Source organism: Vibrio sp. GJ43-1 (assembly GCF_055808835.1).
This window is the reverse complement of sequence record NZ_CM147885.1, coordinates 966,449-982,990: the sequence shown is the minus strand read 5'-3', so window position 1 is coordinate 982,990 and position 16,542 is coordinate 966,449. Positions and strand designations below refer to the sequence as shown.

Sequence of the window (16,542 nt, the reverse complement as noted above, 5' to 3'; positions counted from 1 at the left end):
TCTCTAGTTCTCTAGATTTTGTCAACGCGTTTTGAAGATTGCTCACACTACGAGTCTGTTAGTCACCATCACAACTGACAACAAAACCTTACACCCCACCCCGCTCCCAAAACAGCACTTAACTATTGACGAATGGACATTGGCAAATCTCACGACAAAACCAGCAACATAAATCAACCATTCGCCACTATTCGTTAACAATTTACGCGAAATGTATAATTTGCACGTGCATATATTATACAACCCTCATAAAAAGCCATGTGCCGCCTAGACGACCATGTCATGAGTACTTTAATCATGCCTAACAATTAGATATCTATGCTCTATGAGTGCAACGTAACAAGTATGCACCTTAACGAGTAAAGTCCGACCACTAAAGGTTCTAGTTATGGTTCAAAAAACAGACTCTCAGACAAAATGAGAGCAAAAAAACAGCAGTTAACAACATTTTGATGACAAATGTTAGAAAAATGCACTATTCACACTTCCATCTATAACCACAAACTGCTTTACTTGTCACGATTACAGCGCCTAGTAAAACTTTAGAAAGTGTATATAAAAAATTACATCACATTTTTCGGCGCCTAGTATAAACAAACACAACAGAAAAATTTTGGAGTTACCGTGGCAACGAGCAATACAAACACAGCGCCCCGCGATAATTGGGGATCGAAGCTAGGCTTCGTTATGGCAGCAGCAGGTTCTGCTGTAGGTTTAGGGAACATTTGGAAATTCCCTTATACGGCAGGTGAAAACGGTGGTGGTGCTTTCATCGCAATCTACCTTGCCTTTGTTATTTTTATTGGCTTTAGCGTAATGCTAACGGAATTTGCGGTAGGTCGTAAGACTGGTCGTAGTGCCGTTGGTGCTTTTAAGTCAACAGATGGTCGTTGGACGTTCGTTGGGGTAATCGGCGTCCTAAGTGGCTTGTTAATCATGGGTTTCTACCCTGTGGTAGGTGGTTGGGCACTGGCTTACGTTCAGAAAGTGTCTACTGGTCTTCTAAGCACGCCAGAAGCAATTGGTGACAGCTTTGGTGGCTTCATCACTAACCCAATCCAACCACTGATGTGGATGGGCGGCTATCTACTCCTTAACGTCATCATTGTAAGTCGCGGCATCTCTGGTGGTATCGAAAAAGCAGGTAAGGTTCTAATGCCAATCCTGTTCCTCATTCTGATCATCGTATCAGTAAAAGGTCTGATGCTTCCTGGCGCGATGGCGGGTGTTGAATTCCTATTTAGCCCTGACTTCTCGAAAGTAGATAGTGGTGTGGTTTTAGCCGCGCTTGGTCAAGCCTTCTTCTCATTAAGCCTTGGCATGGGCTGTATGATCACTTACGGTAGCTACCTTAAGAAGAAAGAGAACCTAGTTCAAACTACGGCGATGGTTACTGCAATGGATACTGGTGTTGCTATCCTTGCTGGTATCGCAATGTTCCCTGCGATGTTTGCGCTTGGCATGGAACCTGCTGCAGGTCCAGGCCTAGTATTCGTTGTTGTTCCTCAGCTGTTTGCTGAAATGGGTGGCGTCGGTGTGGTATTCGCACTGCTCTTCTTCATTGGCTTGTCTGTAGCAGCGCTGACTTCTTCAGTTTCACTATTAGAAGTGGTCGTGTCTTACCTTATCGATGAGAAAGGCTTTAAACGTATCACTGCAGTACTTTCTGCAGCGGCGGTAATGGCTGTGCTATGTATCTTCGCTTCCCTATCATTAGGTGGCTTAGGTCCAACGCTATTCGATACAGGTGCCTTTGATATCTTCGACTTGCTTACGGACAAAATCTTCCTAGCGGTTGGCGGTATGTTGGTGTGTATCTTTGCAGGTTGGAGACTGACTCGCGAAGAGCTAGAGAAAGAGATCACCAACGATGGCGAAGTAAAATTCCCACTATTTGGTCTTTGGTACAACCTGGTTAAATACGTTATCCCAGTCGCGGTAGCAATCGTGGCATTTGCTGGTATTTCAAGCGGCTTTGACAGTGGTAAAGGTCCAATCATGTTAATGGGTATCGGTATCATTGCTTTGACAGGTTTCCTTTCTAAGAAACTGTAAGCCATTGCGGCTAAGATAAGTTCGATATAATCATTTAAGAGGAATCAGCAGATTCCTCTTTTTTTATGTCAGAATTCCACGCTAACATATTCCCCTACTGCACACTTCAAGTTAGACTTTGCCACCTTGCTTGTTTATTAGAGATTAGTTGATGTCTTCTCCTGCCCATTCCGTTATTGTTCTCGATTTTGAAACCACCGGGTTATCCCCAAATCAAGGCGATAGAGCCATAGAAATCGGCGCAGTAAAGCTAGAGAATGGCGTCGCTGTTGATCGCTTTCAATCATTGATGAACCCAGGCTTTAGGATCAGTGGTTTTATTGAGAATTACACTGGAATCAGCAACCACATGTTGGCAAATGCGCCAAGCTGTGAAGAAGTCATGAGTGAGTTTTCATGTTGGATCCAAAATAGCAACCTAGTCGCGCATAACGCATCATTTGATCAACGCTTCTTGGACGCTGAGCTTGACAGAATTCAAGCCCGTTATAATGGTACGTTTGCCTGCTCGCTACTGGCGTCACGTCGATTAACGCAAGACGCACCTTCCCATAAACTGGGTGATCTCGTCCGTTACCATCATATTGAAAACGATGGGGTGTTTCACCGTGCGTTAGCCGATGCCGAAGTCACCGCGTCATTATGGATGGTATTGCTCAATACGTTGCAGCAACAGCACCAAGTCAGCGCGCCGAGTTTTGAGCTCATCCAAAAGCTATCTAAAACGCCTAAAGCGTCGGTTGACAATTTCTTACGTAAATACGCTGCGACGCAAGGTTAATTCACGCTACAGTGACGACTTTGGTTAACACGAATTATTTATCACACTGAATACGCCCTCAACCCAACGTGTATTTCAAACTATGAGCGCCCTATGAACTCTCGTCTTACTGAATTATTCCCTGTTGGTGTGCGCTTTATGCTGCTCTCTGCACTGGGCTTCGCCTTCATGTCGGCGTGCGTAAAGTACGTGAGCACGTTTGGGCTACCTGTGTTTGAGATTGTCGCTGCCCGCGCACTCGTGTCATTGATCATTAGCTACGGTGATGTAAAGCGTAAGAAGATTTCAGTGTGGGGCAATAATAAGAAACTCCTTCTCGCACGCGGTGCAACAGGCACGATGGCTCTGATGTGTGTGTATTACTCCATCACCACGCTACCTCTGGCTGAGGCGACAATTTTGCAATACACCCACCCAGTGTTTACCGCTTTTTTAGCCTTCATTTTTTTGAAAGAGCGTGTTCAGTTCTCTACCATTCTCTGCATTTTATTATGCCTACTGGGTCTCTACGTGATGGTGTACCCCACTCTCGGCTCAAATGGTGTCAGTGAACTGCCGTTATTTAACGTCGGCATCGCGATTTTAGGCGCATTTGGGAGTGCCGTATCTTATGTCATCGTCAAAAAGTTAAGTGTGACGGAAAACAGTTCGGTTATCATTTTTTACTTCCCACTGGTTGCACTCCCCCTGTCCTTACTCCTAATTGGTGATGACTTTGTAATGCCAGATCTAACGCTAACCTTTTTGCTAGTCTTAGTAGGAATATTTACACAAATAGGGCAATTAGGCTTAACTAAAGCCATGCAGACGCAAGCGGCAGGTAAAGCTTCCGCCTATGCATATGTGCAAATTGTCTTTTCCATCGTTCTTGGTGTTATTTTCTTTAATGAAACGCCGTCTTTCTGGACCTATGTCGGTGGCACCTTGATTGTTATGGGCGCGATGATCAATGTATTTGGCAAAAACCTTAAATCACCCCGTGTACTTAAGTCGTGATGCTGATCGTTGGTTAGCACTCAAGCGAGTATTAACTTAAGGAACGACTCAACGTCGACAGTTCGAAAGGGCCGCCCCCAATCGCTACAATTGATCACGTATGCTCTTTGCTTTCAATAGCGCATAGGGCGTACTCAACATCCAAATCGTGAACCAGATGAACGTGGCTAACAAAAGACCTCGCAAGAAGTAAACACAGGCTCTCAGGATAACGGTGCTATAAGAAGTGGTGAGCGTCATTTCAAAACCATAAACTTGGGATGCCGCCTGCCGACGTAATAATCCGCCAAACCAAGTCAGCTTGTCGTTTTTACGTGCCATAAAAGCACGATGTTCGCCGTGATGTGATAGCCTCATTTCATATTCAGCAAAATCCAATCGCGGTGCTATCCAAGAGCCTACAATCCTTCGAGGATTAACATAAGCAAACGACTGACGCCCTTCCTCTTGAGTCGCGATGACAAACGATGTTTCCGGAAAATAGTCAGTGTGCATCGACCATCCTAAGAAAAGGTCAGCTAACTTGTCGCCTTGCCAATAGTGTTCATCATTGTTAGTCGCGCCAAAAATACTACAAACTGACCATGAATCAGATTGTGCTTCCATTACCCCTAACGCTCTAACTTCCTCATTTTCATAAGTCAGGTTTACATATTCTTTCTGCACAGACAAAGGACAACTAGAATTATAAGGAAGCGCAATAATGGCATCGTAAATACTCTTAATATGAGTCTCTATTTTTTTACACTGTATTCTGCACTGTGTTGCATCTCTTTTTTTACAATCATACTTGCATGTAAAAAACTTATTATCGCAACGACAAATATCATTAATGGTATCAATGCCAATTTACTAACTGGATGTTTCAAGATTATCTCTCCGGTTACGATGTCTCAGAACGAATAAGCCCCCTAATAACACGCCGTATATCGCAGTGAATACCCCTATTAAACGGTATGAAAATGTCATTAACTGATAAAAAAATTCTTTTGATGACCTATGCACCGAAATTTGATAGGGGAATACCTGTGACGATAAACTAAACGAATAGGTCGATATCGAATCACTTTGTGAAAAACCGAATAGCTCTAATCGAATGTTTTCTTCATCGGTAAACGAAAGCGTGATGTTCGATTTTTTATTGTCTGGACCAATCCACCAGCCCAAGATCGCCTTTGGGTTGACTAAGCCAATTAGCAATCCATCTTCTCTTCTGATCGCTAGTGCAAAAGAGCTGTCACGACGATACTTTGAAAATTTCACTTTACCAAACAACAGATCGCCCCGTGATGAATAATCCCAATCCTTCTCATCGACATGTCGACCATATAGACCAAAATTGCTGCATAAATTAGGGAACTTGCCTAGAGGATCGCCAACGATTAGGCCACGTAATGTCACGCTATTAAACACTCGGTCGCGAAGTAGCGTCATATATGTCGAATCACATTGCTCTAATATCGGCAATTGTCGTAACTCTTGTTCAACCGTCGACAGGTGGGCATCAATCTTTGCCACAATGCGCTCTACATCGTCACTCAAGTTATCTCGAAATGTCATAAAATGATAAATAGAACCAAGCAGCCAAGTGTAAATCATAATCAGAAAAACATTGAAGAGTGTCTTTTTAATCGGCATAAATATTTGCATCAATTTGTCATTGACTTCTTTTATACCAATATTTCATGAGCATTCTTTAATTCAGCGCAATAAATACATTACTAGCAGAAATGCAAGTGATAGTAACCATCAACTTTCAACAACTCACTCCATTTTACATAACCAACCAACTCATTTTTTCTCCATTTTTCTTTGCTAAAACGACATATATAGTGATAGCGAAGAGTTTTCTATACAAAGAGATAACCATACCATTATATATAAATATATTTACGGCATGGATTATACGTTTGATTTTTAGGTCTAACGGTAAGCCTAAACCTAAAAATCGGTACCAACACCCGTGCCAAAAACAATCCGAATATCGCGATAAGCGACTGTCTCGTTGATACACCACGGTCTCCTTGATATGCCGTAGTATTGTTGATAAACCTACCGATATCCGCTAACTATTGCTCCGCTTCATAAGCGGTAGTCATTTTTCTCGGAAGGTCGCTGAGATAAATACTCGATAAACTCAAATTGAAGGTTATGGTCTTCCATATAGTAGGCGTTTTTACGATGGGGATGATCGGCACCGCGATGATCCAATGCGTAACCGACATTTTCCAATCGCTTTTCAAGTGAATCAAGATCCGGCACCGATATGCCGACATGCTTTACACCCGTGTAATTTGTTTGCCAGTCGGGCGCTTGCCCTTTGCCGTTGGAAGCTAAAGCAAGATAAGAATCATCGGTACCAACATGAAACCATTCCACTTTATGACCTAGTGCATCTTGATACTCTCCCTGACCACGTATTTGCCATTCTGGAAGTGCCGCCATTAGAAAGCGAACGGTCTTCTTTGGGTCTATTACGGCTATATTAGCGTGCTCTACGTAACTGTTCATAACGTCATCCTTTTGTTTGTTAATAGTGTCTACCCAACGCCTTTCACAAGCTTATTGCTGTCTCTTGGTTGGCTTAGAACACACTCTAATACCTCAAGTTAACTTGAGGTAAAGTGCTTTTTTCAATTATTTATTAAGACTGCTAAGATGGCATGATACGCATAGAAAGAGCGGTGGTGATTACGTGCGAGATCCCGATAGACTTGACCACAGCTATTCCACCTATTTTGGGAACCTACTATGACCAACGAAGAATTCAATCAATTTTGTAAAAGCCTACCCGCCACCACATATGTGGTTCAATGGAACAACTCTCACGTATGGAAGGTAGGGGGCAAAGTGTTTGCGATTGGTGGACTGGGGAGCAAGCATGAGCGCAGTCATGCAACGTCACTGTCTATTACCTTTAAAGCGTCTGATCTCAATTTTGATTTTTTAAGCGATCAACCCGGTTATATCCCTGCGCCCTACTTCGCTTCTAGAGGGATGAAGTGGATTCAATGCGTAGAAAGTGGCGGCGAGTTGGATGAAGAGACGGCTTATTATCTCAAAGAGTCCTATCGGATCGTTTCATTAGGACTCACCAAGAAAAAGCAACGCGACCTGGGTCTGAATCAATAGTTAATACCGATACATAGCTAATGCCAATACATAGTTAATACCAATACATGGCTATAACGATGAGCGTTATTATCGGCATAGCGGCCTGCACCTCTGAATCAAACAAGCAAACTATTGCTCACAATAGTTTACTCTTATACTGCTCGGGTGTTTGCCCGGCATACTTTTTAAACATACTAATGAATGGGCTTGCTTGGTTATATCCCAAGGTAAATGCGACTTCTTTTACAGATTGACCACTTCGTAACAAATCCATTGAGTACAAGTAGCGAACTCGTAATCGCCACTCCGTAAAGCTCATCCCTAATTCGCTTTGGCAATAGCGAGCGAGCGTTCGTTCGGTGGTGTGCACGCGCCCTGCCCAATCATTAAGAGAGATATCGTTCGTCGGATCTTCCTCAATGGCGCTTAAAATTGGCGCTAAGTACTTATGATGACTACTTGGTAAAAAGTGATGCTGCTCTTCTTGCTCACTCAGTTGATCCAGTAACACCTGAACTAAGCGCCTATCTTTTTCTGAATCACCAATATTCACTTCCCGATGGCGAAAGTCTTCAATGATCGCCGATACGATGGGTGTCACCTTAATCAAGCTGGTTTTTTGTGGGAAGGTGGCAGTGAGTTCATGGGCGATGTTCAAAGAGCAGTATTCTAATGGTCTGCGGTTATAACTGCAGTGCATCACGCCTGCGGGCACCCAAATAGCCAAATGAGGTGGCGCGAGAAAACGTGTACCTTGCGCTTCCATTTCTAAAATTCCACCGCTAATAAGCTGAACTTGTCCCCAAGGATGACAATGGACGCGCGTTTCTGTGTTCGATAAAAACGCGTCAAAATTCATGAATACGTCCGATGGCATCTTCTCGATAGACAATGAAGGATGTAGATTTCTAGTATTTTTTTCAAGTTGTCTTCCTATCGCGATTAATGTCCTAATGGAGATATTTATATTTATAACGACCTGTCACACTATACCTCAACACACATAATGCGACGAGGTTCACAGTGGTTTATTTACTTCCTTTTATTACCGTACTCATTTGGGGCGGGAATGCCATTATAAATAAACTGGCTGCAGAAACGATTGAACCAAGTGCAATGAGCTTTTACCGCTGGTTTCTTGCTGCCCTCATCATGACGCCATTTTGCTTGCCTAAGGTAAAACGTTACTGGCCTGAGATCCGCAAAAATAGCGGTAAGCTTGCCTTCTTAGCCCTACTAGGCATGGTGCTTAACCAATCGCTTGGTTATTACGCTGCATTGACAACAACGGCGTCAAATATGGCGCTGATTACCTCATTAGTCCCACTCATTAGTGTGTTTATCTCTGTGCCGTTACTGCACAAACGAATCTCAATGCTGAGTGTTGTCGGTGGCGTTATTTCTCTCGCGGGCTTAGCCTTTATGCTTGGTCAAGGCGATCTGGCGTTCTTCATCAATCAGGGTATCACACAAGGCGATGGTTTGATGGCGATGGCTGCCGTCATTTACGCGACTTACTGCGTGCTGCTTAAACGATGGAAAATGAATCTATCCAGTTTGATGTTGATATACACGCAAGCCGTTTTCGCGGTCATCCTTTTGTTGCCGCTGTTACTCAGCAGTGAACATATTATGCCAACTCAGGCGTCGTTGCCTCTCATCGCTTATGCGGGGTTATTTGCCTCGTTAATTGCACCGTTATGCTGGGTGAAAGCCATTGACTTAATTGGCGCCGAAAACAGTGCTATGTTTATGAACTTATTACCGGTAATTGCTGTCGCCCTCGCCGCTTCTTTACTCGGTGAGACGATTACAGAGTTCCACCTAATTGGTGGCTTAATGGTAATTTCTGGTGTGATTTTATCGCAGATAAAACGTCGTAAAGCCGTTGCCACCATTGTGGATAGTGAGCTCACCATCGATAAGCAGTAATGTTCGCTCTAGCACCTAGCACCTAGCACCTAGCACCTAGCGTTTTGTCACTCACCAAAAAAACCAACATCTCGGTGTTGGTTTTTATGCCTCTACCTTTCTATCGCTAAAATCCCGCCACGGATTTAACTTTCACCAATTTACGAGTCCAACTCAAAAAAGAGGCAATGCGCACTCATTAAATATTCGAGTCATATCTCGATAGCTTGTTGTTAACATTTTTGTCATACTCAATTTTTGCCCAATGATAACAAGGATTTTATAATGAGTAGTGGCAAACGAGAGATTACTCTGCGCTTTCTTGCTGAGCCCGGAGACGTCAATTTTGGCGGAAAAGTACACGGTGGCGCCGTAATGAAATGGATTGATTTGGCTGCTTATGCCTGCTCGGCAGCGTGGAGTGGTAAATATTGTATTACCGCGTATGCTGGCGGAATTCGCTTTGTCGCGCCAATTCACGTGGGTAACCTTGTCGAAGTCACGGCGCGGGTTATCTATACTGGTACATCATCCATGCATATTGCTATCGATGTACAAGCCAGCGATCCAAAAGAGCTCAATAACCGTCTAACAACGCATTGTATCGTTATCATGGTTGCAGTAGACGAGTTGGGTAAACCGACCGCGGTTCGAGAGTGGATCCCAGAAACACAAGAAGACATTGAGCTAAGAGATTCCGCGATTAAACTGATGAACATGCGTAAACAAATTGGTGACGAAATGGAAGCGCACGTTAAATACTTAAAATAGCCTACCGCATTAGCGGCGTTTCGTCCTCTTTATGCAGCTTCAACTCTCCTCTAAATTGAAGCTGCAACACGACCTCTCGCACACAGTGAGATTGGGACCGTCTACGCCCTTACTTATCCGAGAAAGGATGATTTTCCCTACCGAATATTCAGCTACACTTTCCTTTAACTTATAGCTTTTAACTATATCAGCATTCATAACAGCAGTATTAACAATCCCTAGTTTAAGAAGCACCAATAACGTCGTATTTAGACAACGGTTAAAGAGAACTATACCCTATGCATCACCATAATAAGATCCACCTTTACCAAATATTCACGCGATTATTTGGTAACAAGAACACCACAAATCAACCGTGGGGCCGCATTGAAGAGAACGGAGTCGGTAAATTCAGCGATATCACTGACGTTGCCCTTGCCTCCATCCGAGATCTCGGGATGACTCATGTCTGGTATACCGGTATCCCCCACCATGCTGTCATCAATGATTATAGTAACTACGGGATTAGTCCCGATCATCCATCAGTGGTGAAAGGTCGTGCAGGCTCGCCTTATGCCGTAAAAGATTACTATTCCGTAAACCCCGACCTCGCCGATGATCCCGCGCAACGAAACCAAGAGTTCCAAGCGCTAATCCACCGCACACATCAAGCAGGGCTCAAAGTCATCATTGATATCGTCCCTAATCATGTTGCTCGACACTATCAAGGGATGAACAATCCGCAAGGTGTTAGTGACTTTGGCTGCGACGATAATGATAGCCTTGAATATCAACGTGACAATAACTTCTACTATCTACCGAACCAAGCCTTCGAACTGCCTGATCTCCCTGAGATTATGCGCCCGCTAGGCGGTGAAGATCATCCTACTTTATCTAGACCATTTACCGAGTACCCGGCCAAGTGGACAGGCAATGGATCGCGCCTCGCTAAACCCAATGCCGATGACTGGTACGAAACGGTCAAAATCAATTACGGCGTGCGACCGGACGGAACCAAAGACTTTGCTACACTGCCCGACTCCTACCGAAATCAAAGCGCTAACGACCACCTTGCTTTCTGGAGCGATAAAATCATTCCAGACTCATGGGTAAAGTTTCGCGATATCGCACTATATTGGCTAAATCAAGGGGTCGATGGCTTTCGCTATGATATGGCAGAAATGGTGCCGATCGAGTTTTGGAGCTATATGAACTCATCGATCAAAGCCAAAAATCCCGATGCTTTTTTGATTGCCGAGGTTTACCAACCACACCTGTATCGTGACTATATTCAACTAGGTAAGATGGATGCCCTTTATGACAAAGTTGATCTCTACGATACACTCAAGAACATCATGCAAGGGAAAGAACACACAAAAGAAATTACGAGGACTCAGATCGCGCTGAAAGATATTCAACCACACATGCTGCACTTTCTTGATAATCACGATGAGCAACGCATTGCCTCCCCTGAATTTGTTGGCGACGCGCATATCGCCATCCCTGCGATGACCCTGTCCGCGACAATAAGCAGTGCGCCAACCATGCTGTACTTCGGTCAAGAAGTAGGAGAAGCTGGCGCTGAGCAGGCTGGTTTTGGTCAGCCTTCCCGTACTTCCATCTTTGATTATATCGGCGTGCCTAAGCCCATCAACGCTGGATGAATGATGGCGCATTTGATGGTGGTGCATCAACAGAGCGCGAACAACAACTTCGCACTTATTATCAGCGTCTTATGCAGGTAGTACTACAACATAAAGCGTTTCAAGGAAGCACGACCTCGTTGGAAATTGAACGCGACGCACGACATGGAGGACTGGCAGGTCAACTCTATGGTTACTTACGTCAATATCACTCTGAAACCGTTATTTGCCTAATGAATTTCAGTCATGACAATGAAACCACGCAATACATCCAGTTGAGCAAGCTGGCTTTTAGTAAGCTGGCGCTAAAAGCGGGTCACTACCCGTTGAATGATTTACTTAATGACACACCTAACGTTGAACTCGTTGTGTCCGAGCAAGGCGCCACCATCAATCTCACGCTGAAACCACTCTCTTCCTACCTCCTGAAAATATAACGAATATAGGGCAACCTCAAAGCGATAGATTAGCTTGGTTCTATCGCTTCCTAATTCTCTGACCTAGACACGTCACTCCATCCCGAACTCGCATCACGCTCTCAAACATGAAATAGCTTTAATCTATAACATAATCGTTTTTCTCTATTTTCATCCTGTCGTATTCTTCTCTACAATCCGTTTAACCGTCAACACTAGGGTAAAAATAATGAGAACACCAAAGACATCCTTAACCGCATTATCACTGGCAACGCTACTGGCCTCTCCAGCTTACGCTATTTCTGAAGGAGAGCTGCTCATTTGGATTGGAAGCGATAAAGGCTACAATGGACTCGCTGAAGTAGGACGACAATTTGAAGAGGATACAGGCGTTAAAGTCAGCGTGCAGTTTCCTGAGTCCTTGGAATCGCGATTTCAACAAGTTGCCGCCACTAAGCGACGGACCTGATATTATTTTCTGGGCGCACGATCGTTTTGGCGGCTATGCCGAAGCTGGGCTACTGAAAGAAATTAAACCAAGCCAAGAGTTTAAAGATAAATTAGTGTCCTTCAGTTGGGACGCTGTTGCCTACGAAGGCAAACTCATTGGTTACCCGATGGCTATTGAATCTGTATCACTCATTTATAACAAAGACTTACTGCCAGAGCCGCCGACCTCTTGGGAGCAACTTCCAAAAATCCACGCCGATATGCAAAAGTTGGGTAAGCAAACCATTATGTGGGATGTCAAAAATGCTTACTTCACTTGGCCTTTGGTTTCCGCTGGCAGTTATTCATTCAAGAAAACACCAACGGGTCATGATGCTTCCAATCTCGGCATCAATAATAAACAAGCCCAACACAATTTAGCCTTTTTATTGGACATGAAAAAGCAAGGGATTGTTGACCCTGGAATGGACTACGCCAATGCTGAAACAGCGTTCGCCAAAGGCGATGTTGCCATGACAATTAATGGTCCTTGGTCTTGGGGTAACTTAGACAAAACAGGAATTAATTATGGTGTTGCGCCTTTCCCAACATTGGATAAACAGCAATCCAACCCATTTGTTGGTATTTTGAGTGCAGGGATTAGCTCAGCAAGCCCAAATGAAGATCTTGCGGTTGAGTTTATTGAAAACTACCTTTTTACTGACGAAGCGCTGCAAACCGTTAATCGTGATAAACCACTGGGTGCAGTCACGTTGAAATCGTACCAAAATGAACTTGAGGCCGATGCTCGGATTAAATCCACTATGATCAACGCCGAGAATGGAGAGATCATGCCAGCCATTCCGCAAATGATGACGTACTGGATTTCTGAAGGTGCAGCCATTGAAAATGCACTCAACGAGAAACAAACCGTTCAGGAAGCGCTAGCGTCTGCAGAGAAGCAAATACTCCGCTAATCCCTACTTCATTTCAGCGTAATAAAGAGCTAGCTGTCAGCATTACAGCTGCAGCGTTAAAAACACAAAAGCAAACCAAAGAAAACTAGATAAAGCAGTAGATTACATCGCATCACACCAAGAAAGCCCCCCAGTTCAATGCGTTTTAATAATGATATTCCGACCAATATGACAAAAAGATGTCACTTATCAACCGTCCTCGTCATAATGCGATGTTGAAGCACTAGGAGGTTGTATTTATACGCAACTGATCACATCGTCGTACTTGCTTACATTCTCTTGTTTGATCTTTGAGTCGATCTTACCTATAAATTTAGTCGTTGTTCAAACATTGCCCATTTGGTGAAAATGGAATGTGTTAACCAGTATCCGGAATAAACGAGCAATACGCCCTACATGGATGGATTAATTGAATGGAATATGAGAGGTCAAAGATGGATCGTACTTGCCCAATGTGTAGCACACCAATGATCACGCGAGATGCGGAGGCTATCTGCCCAAGACATCAAATCGGTGATTGCTCATACGCCCCTAACCTTCATGACTTCGAGTCGGAAGCCGAAGTCGAGACCGATAAAGATTCTCCATATTAGTGTGCAAATTTATAACCTGAGTTCAACAAGCGCTCCCCCAAAGCATAACTGGCGCAACACGATAAAAAGGAGTCATGACTAGCATGACTCCTTTTTATCGTTTGTGGCTAAGAGTATTTAATCAATATTGTGGGTTATGCTAATGTGATAGCGAAACAGTCGTAAGCGTTTAATGTCATCGTGCTCTTCGTGTCCATCGCGCTTAAAGAAGCCACGTGGTTGTGACTCAGTAACGCTCCGAGCGATAACCCTTTGAGTGGTAACTCCGAAGACAGGTCTAACGTCACTAATTCGGCAGAAAAATTCGCTACCACCAGCACTTTCTGGTCATTATTCTGACGTAAATAAGCAAATACACGCTTATTGTCGGCAAACAAAGGAATGAAATCGCCATACACGAACACCTCGTGCTCGCGACGCATCTTAATCAACGCTTGGTAATGTTGGAAAATCGATGTTTCACTGCGTTGATCAGACTCGACATTAATATCACGATAGTTCGAGTTAACCTCAATCCATGGCGTTCCCGCTGTAAACCCTGCCTGCGGTTCAGCGCTCCACTGCATTGGTGTTCGCGCATTATCACGGCTATTCTCGCCCAACGCCGTCATCATATCTTGATGAGAGACTCCGGCATCAGTTTTCACTTTATAGAAGTTCAAAGACTCAATATCTTTATATTGCTCAAGGCGATCAAACTTAACATTCGTCATGCCAATCTCTTCGCCCTGATACACATAAGGCGTCCCTTTAAGGCAATGAAGAACTGTGGCAAGCATTTGTGCCGATTTCACTCGATACTCGCCATCATGACCGTATTTCGAGACGGCTCGTGGCAAATCATGGTTGTTCCAAAAAAGAGAGTTCCACCCCGTATCCCCCAGCTCTAATTGCCACTTAGTGAGCACTTGCTTAAATGCAGGAAGGTCGAGAGGTAACGGAGACCATTTATCGCCTTGATCCCAAGTCAAAGTGATATGTTCAAATTGGAACACCATCGATAATTCTTCACGGTCTTGGTCACTATAAAGCTTGGCTATTTCCGGTGTGGCATCCCAAGTTTCTCCCACGGTGAGCAAATCATGACTGCCAAATGTCGCTTGATTCATTTCGCGTAACAGCGGGTGCAAGCGTGGGCCATTACCTGTGATTCCTTCATCAATTTCCTTACCAATCAAATCAATAACATCTAGGCGAAATCCGCCAATCCCTTTCTCAATCCACCAGTTCATCATGGTATGAACTTCTTGATGAACTTGCGGGTTTTCCCAGTTTAGATCAGGCTGTTTTTTAGAGAACATGTGCAAGTAATACTGCTGTGTTTCCTCATGCCATTGCCAAGCACTGCCACCAAAAATCGACCCCATGTCACTAGGTGCGCTACCATCCTCTCTTGCATCTCGCCACACGTAGTAATCACGATAAGGAGAATCTTTGGACTGACAGGCTTGTTTAAACCACTCGTGTTCATCCGATGTATGATTAACAACAAGATCCATGACGATTCTAATGCCAAGCGATTTTGCCTCGCTCAAAAGCGCTTCCATATCTTCCATGCCGCCAAACTCTGGCGCGATCGCTTGATAATCTGAAATGTCGTAACCATTGTCGTCCATAGGAGACTGATAAACAGGTGAAAGCCAAATAACATCAATACCTAACTCTGCCAAATAGTCCAACTTTGAGCGGATACCATTCAAGTCGCCAATTCCATCTCCATTGGAATCACAAAAGCTTCTTGGATAAATTTGATACACCACCGAGTTATGCCACCACTTTTGTTCCATCACTAGCCCTTAATCATTGTCTAAATTTTCCTTTACTGTAATCAGACAGCACTGGGAAAGAAAATAGAATCTACGTATAATCATATAGATTTTACATATATCACAACCAATTTCATCCTTATAGGTGACGCAATGGCGCTCAACAAATCCATTAAATACTTTTTAGCTGTAGCAAAGCATGGCAACATCAAGCGAGCTTCCGATGAACTCTATCTGAGCCAGCCCTCTCTCACCTCCGCAATAAAGAAATTAGAAGCAGAATTAGGGGCACCGCTTTTCAATCGGCTATCCAAAGGTGTTGAGCTAACCGCTTATGGCATTAAGTTTCGAGCCTATGCTCAAGAGCAACAAGAGCAGTACTTTGCGCTCAAGCATCAGTTCAATGATATGCAACAGCGCCAATTTGGCAAAATCAAAATAGGGACAGGTGAGGTATGGTGGGAAAATGTCGTCAAGCCTGCGGTTGTAGACTATCAACAACAAAATCCCGCCAGTTCTTTTCATTTAGAATTTGGTAATAACCTGACTTTGCTAAATCATCTTGTTCAAGGTGATATAGATTTATTTGTAGGTCATGAGGTACTGGAACTATCCGAGCATTGCCGCGTATCATTCGAACCCTTATTCCAAGATTATGAATCAATATATGTGGGCGCTCAGCACCCTCTCGTACAAACTGGTGTCGTACATACTGAATCAGGTATCGATAACACTTACCAGTACCCCTACTTCGCGTGACGCCGAGTCATCCTCGACATCAATCAATACTGGCGCACGGCTTACCTCATGACAGTGCTCTAGAAGAACGCATTGTCTATGACGTTGATTCTGTTACCGCGAGTATTGATATGTTAAAAATAACCCCAGCAGTCATGCCGTATAGTCACCATGCTCATGAATGGCTGGCATCTCAAGGCTTGGTACAAATTAGTACCGATCGCAGTAAGGTGGGCAATATTGGTATTTATACGAAGATGGGCGAACCCAAAACCAGCATTGAGCGCTTTTGTTCCAGTTTAAAACAACACGCTCAAAGGCTGCGCTAAATTGTCAGAACTTGGTTAGGTCACCAATCTGTCATTTTTCTTTC

Annotated in this window: 14 protein-coding genes and 2 pseudogenes; 11 read left to right on the top strand and 5 right to left on the bottom strand. The window is 43.9% G+C overall.

What is annotated here, in order from left to right; genetic code table 11:
* The first annotated feature begins 624 nt into the window (after positions 1 to 624).
* The 3 genes from AC0L66_RS21785 (at position 625) to AC0L66_RS21775 (ending at position 3,832) form a co-directional block, all read left to right on the top strand.
* Entirely contained in the window at positions 625 to 2,055 is a 1,431-nt protein-coding gene (locus AC0L66_RS21785; protein ID WP_265674082.1) for a sodium-dependent transporter, read from the top strand.
* A gap of 151 nt (positions 2,056 to 2,206) precedes the next feature.
* A complete protein-coding gene (locus AC0L66_RS21780) occupies positions 2,207 to 2,836 on the top strand; it encodes a 3'-5' exonuclease (protein ID WP_265674083.1) in 630 nt (209 codons plus the stop codon).
* Positions 2,837 to 2,929: 93 nt separating this feature from the next.
* On the top strand, positions 2,930 to 3,832 hold the full coding sequence (locus AC0L66_RS21775; protein WP_265674084.1) for a DMT family transporter: 903 nt from the start codon (positions 2,930 to 2,932) through the stop codon (positions 3,830 to 3,832).
* A gap of 84 nt (positions 3,833 to 3,916) precedes the next feature.
* On the opposite strand, the gene AC0L66_RS21770 is transcribed toward AC0L66_RS21775, so the two are convergent.
* The 3 genes from AC0L66_RS21770 to AC0L66_RS21760 form a co-directional block, all read right to left on the bottom strand.
* Positions 3,917 to 4,498 (bottom strand): hypothetical protein, encoded by a 582-nt coding sequence (locus AC0L66_RS21770; RefSeq protein ID WP_473569353.1) that lies wholly within the window; start codon positions 4,496 to 4,498, stop codon positions 3,917 to 3,919.
* Positions 4,499 to 4,684: 186 nt separating this feature from the next.
* A complete protein-coding gene (locus AC0L66_RS21765) occupies positions 4,685 to 5,470 on the bottom strand; it encodes a hypothetical protein (RefSeq protein WP_473569352.1) in 786 nt (261 codons plus the stop codon).
* Between the two features lie 444 nt (positions 5,471 to 5,914).
* On the bottom strand, positions 5,915 to 6,343 hold the full coding sequence (locus AC0L66_RS21760; RefSeq protein ID WP_473569350.1) for a VOC family protein: 429 nt from the start codon (positions 6,341 to 6,343) through the stop codon (positions 5,915 to 5,917).
* A gap of 240 nt (positions 6,344 to 6,583) precedes the next feature.
* Between AC0L66_RS21760 and AC0L66_RS21755 the strand changes: the two genes are divergently transcribed.
* A complete protein-coding gene (locus AC0L66_RS21755) occupies positions 6,584 to 6,964 on the top strand; it encodes an MmcQ/YjbR family DNA-binding protein (RefSeq protein ID WP_265674088.1) in 381 nt (126 codons plus the stop codon).
* A gap of 118 nt (positions 6,965 to 7,082) precedes the next feature.
* Here the strand turns inward: AC0L66_RS21755 and AC0L66_RS21750 are convergent, their stop codons facing one another.
* Positions 7,083 to 7,823, bottom strand: a complete 741-nt coding sequence (locus AC0L66_RS21750) for an AraC family transcriptional regulator (RefSeq protein WP_473569348.1) — start codon at positions 7,821 to 7,823, stop codon at positions 7,083 to 7,085.
* Positions 7,824 to 7,969: 146 nt separating this feature from the next.
* Between AC0L66_RS21750 and AC0L66_RS21745 the strand changes: the two genes are divergently transcribed.
* The 5 genes and pseudogenes from AC0L66_RS21745 to AC0L66_RS21725 all read left to right on the top strand — a co-directional run bounded on the left by AC0L66_RS21745 (position 7,970) and on the right by AC0L66_RS21725 (position 13,665).
* Positions 7,970 to 8,878 carry a DMT family transporter gene (locus AC0L66_RS21745; protein WP_473569346.1) on the top strand — a complete coding sequence of 303 codons (909 nt, stop codon included), beginning with the start codon at positions 7,970 to 7,972 and terminating at the stop codon, positions 8,876 to 8,878.
* Between the two features lie 264 nt (positions 8,879 to 9,142).
* The gene (locus AC0L66_RS21740; RefSeq protein WP_265674099.1) at positions 9,143 to 9,628 is read left to right on the top strand and encodes an acyl-CoA thioesterase; all 486 of its coding nucleotides are present in this window, start codon (positions 9,143 to 9,145) and stop codon (positions 9,626 to 9,628) included.
* Between the two features lie 278 nt (positions 9,629 to 9,906).
* Positions 9,907 to 11,687, top strand: a pseudogene (locus tag AC0L66_RS21735) (alpha-amylase family protein).
* Between the two features lie 208 nt (positions 11,688 to 11,895).
* Positions 11,896 to 13,072, top strand: a pseudogene (gene malE / locus AC0L66_RS21730) (maltose/maltodextrin ABC transporter substrate-binding protein MalE).
* Between the two features lie 434 nt (positions 13,073 to 13,506).
* Complete coding sequence (locus AC0L66_RS21725; RefSeq protein ID WP_265674102.1) at positions 13,507 to 13,665, top strand: hypothetical protein; 159 nt, start codon at positions 13,507 to 13,509, stop codon at positions 13,663 to 13,665.
* A gap of 134 nt (positions 13,666 to 13,799) precedes the next feature.
* Here the strand turns inward: AC0L66_RS21725 and AC0L66_RS21720 are convergent, their stop codons facing one another.
* A complete protein-coding gene (locus tag AC0L66_RS21720) occupies positions 13,800 to 15,452 on the bottom strand; it encodes a glycoside hydrolase family 13 protein (protein WP_473569344.1) in 1,653 nt (550 codons plus the stop codon).
* A 132-nt stretch (positions 15,453 to 15,584) separates the two neighbouring features.
* Between AC0L66_RS21720 and AC0L66_RS21715 the strand changes: the two genes are divergently transcribed.
* Entirely contained in the window at positions 15,585 to 16,190 is a 606-nt protein-coding gene (locus AC0L66_RS21715) for a LysR family transcriptional regulator (RefSeq protein ID WP_473569342.1), read from the top strand.
* Entirely contained in the window at positions 16,187 to 16,498 is a 312-nt protein-coding gene (locus AC0L66_RS21710) for a hypothetical protein (protein ID WP_473569340.1), read from the top strand. The genes AC0L66_RS21715 and AC0L66_RS21710 overlap by 4 nt, the downstream gene beginning before the upstream one ends.
* Positions 16,499 to 16,542 lie beyond the last annotated feature (44 nt).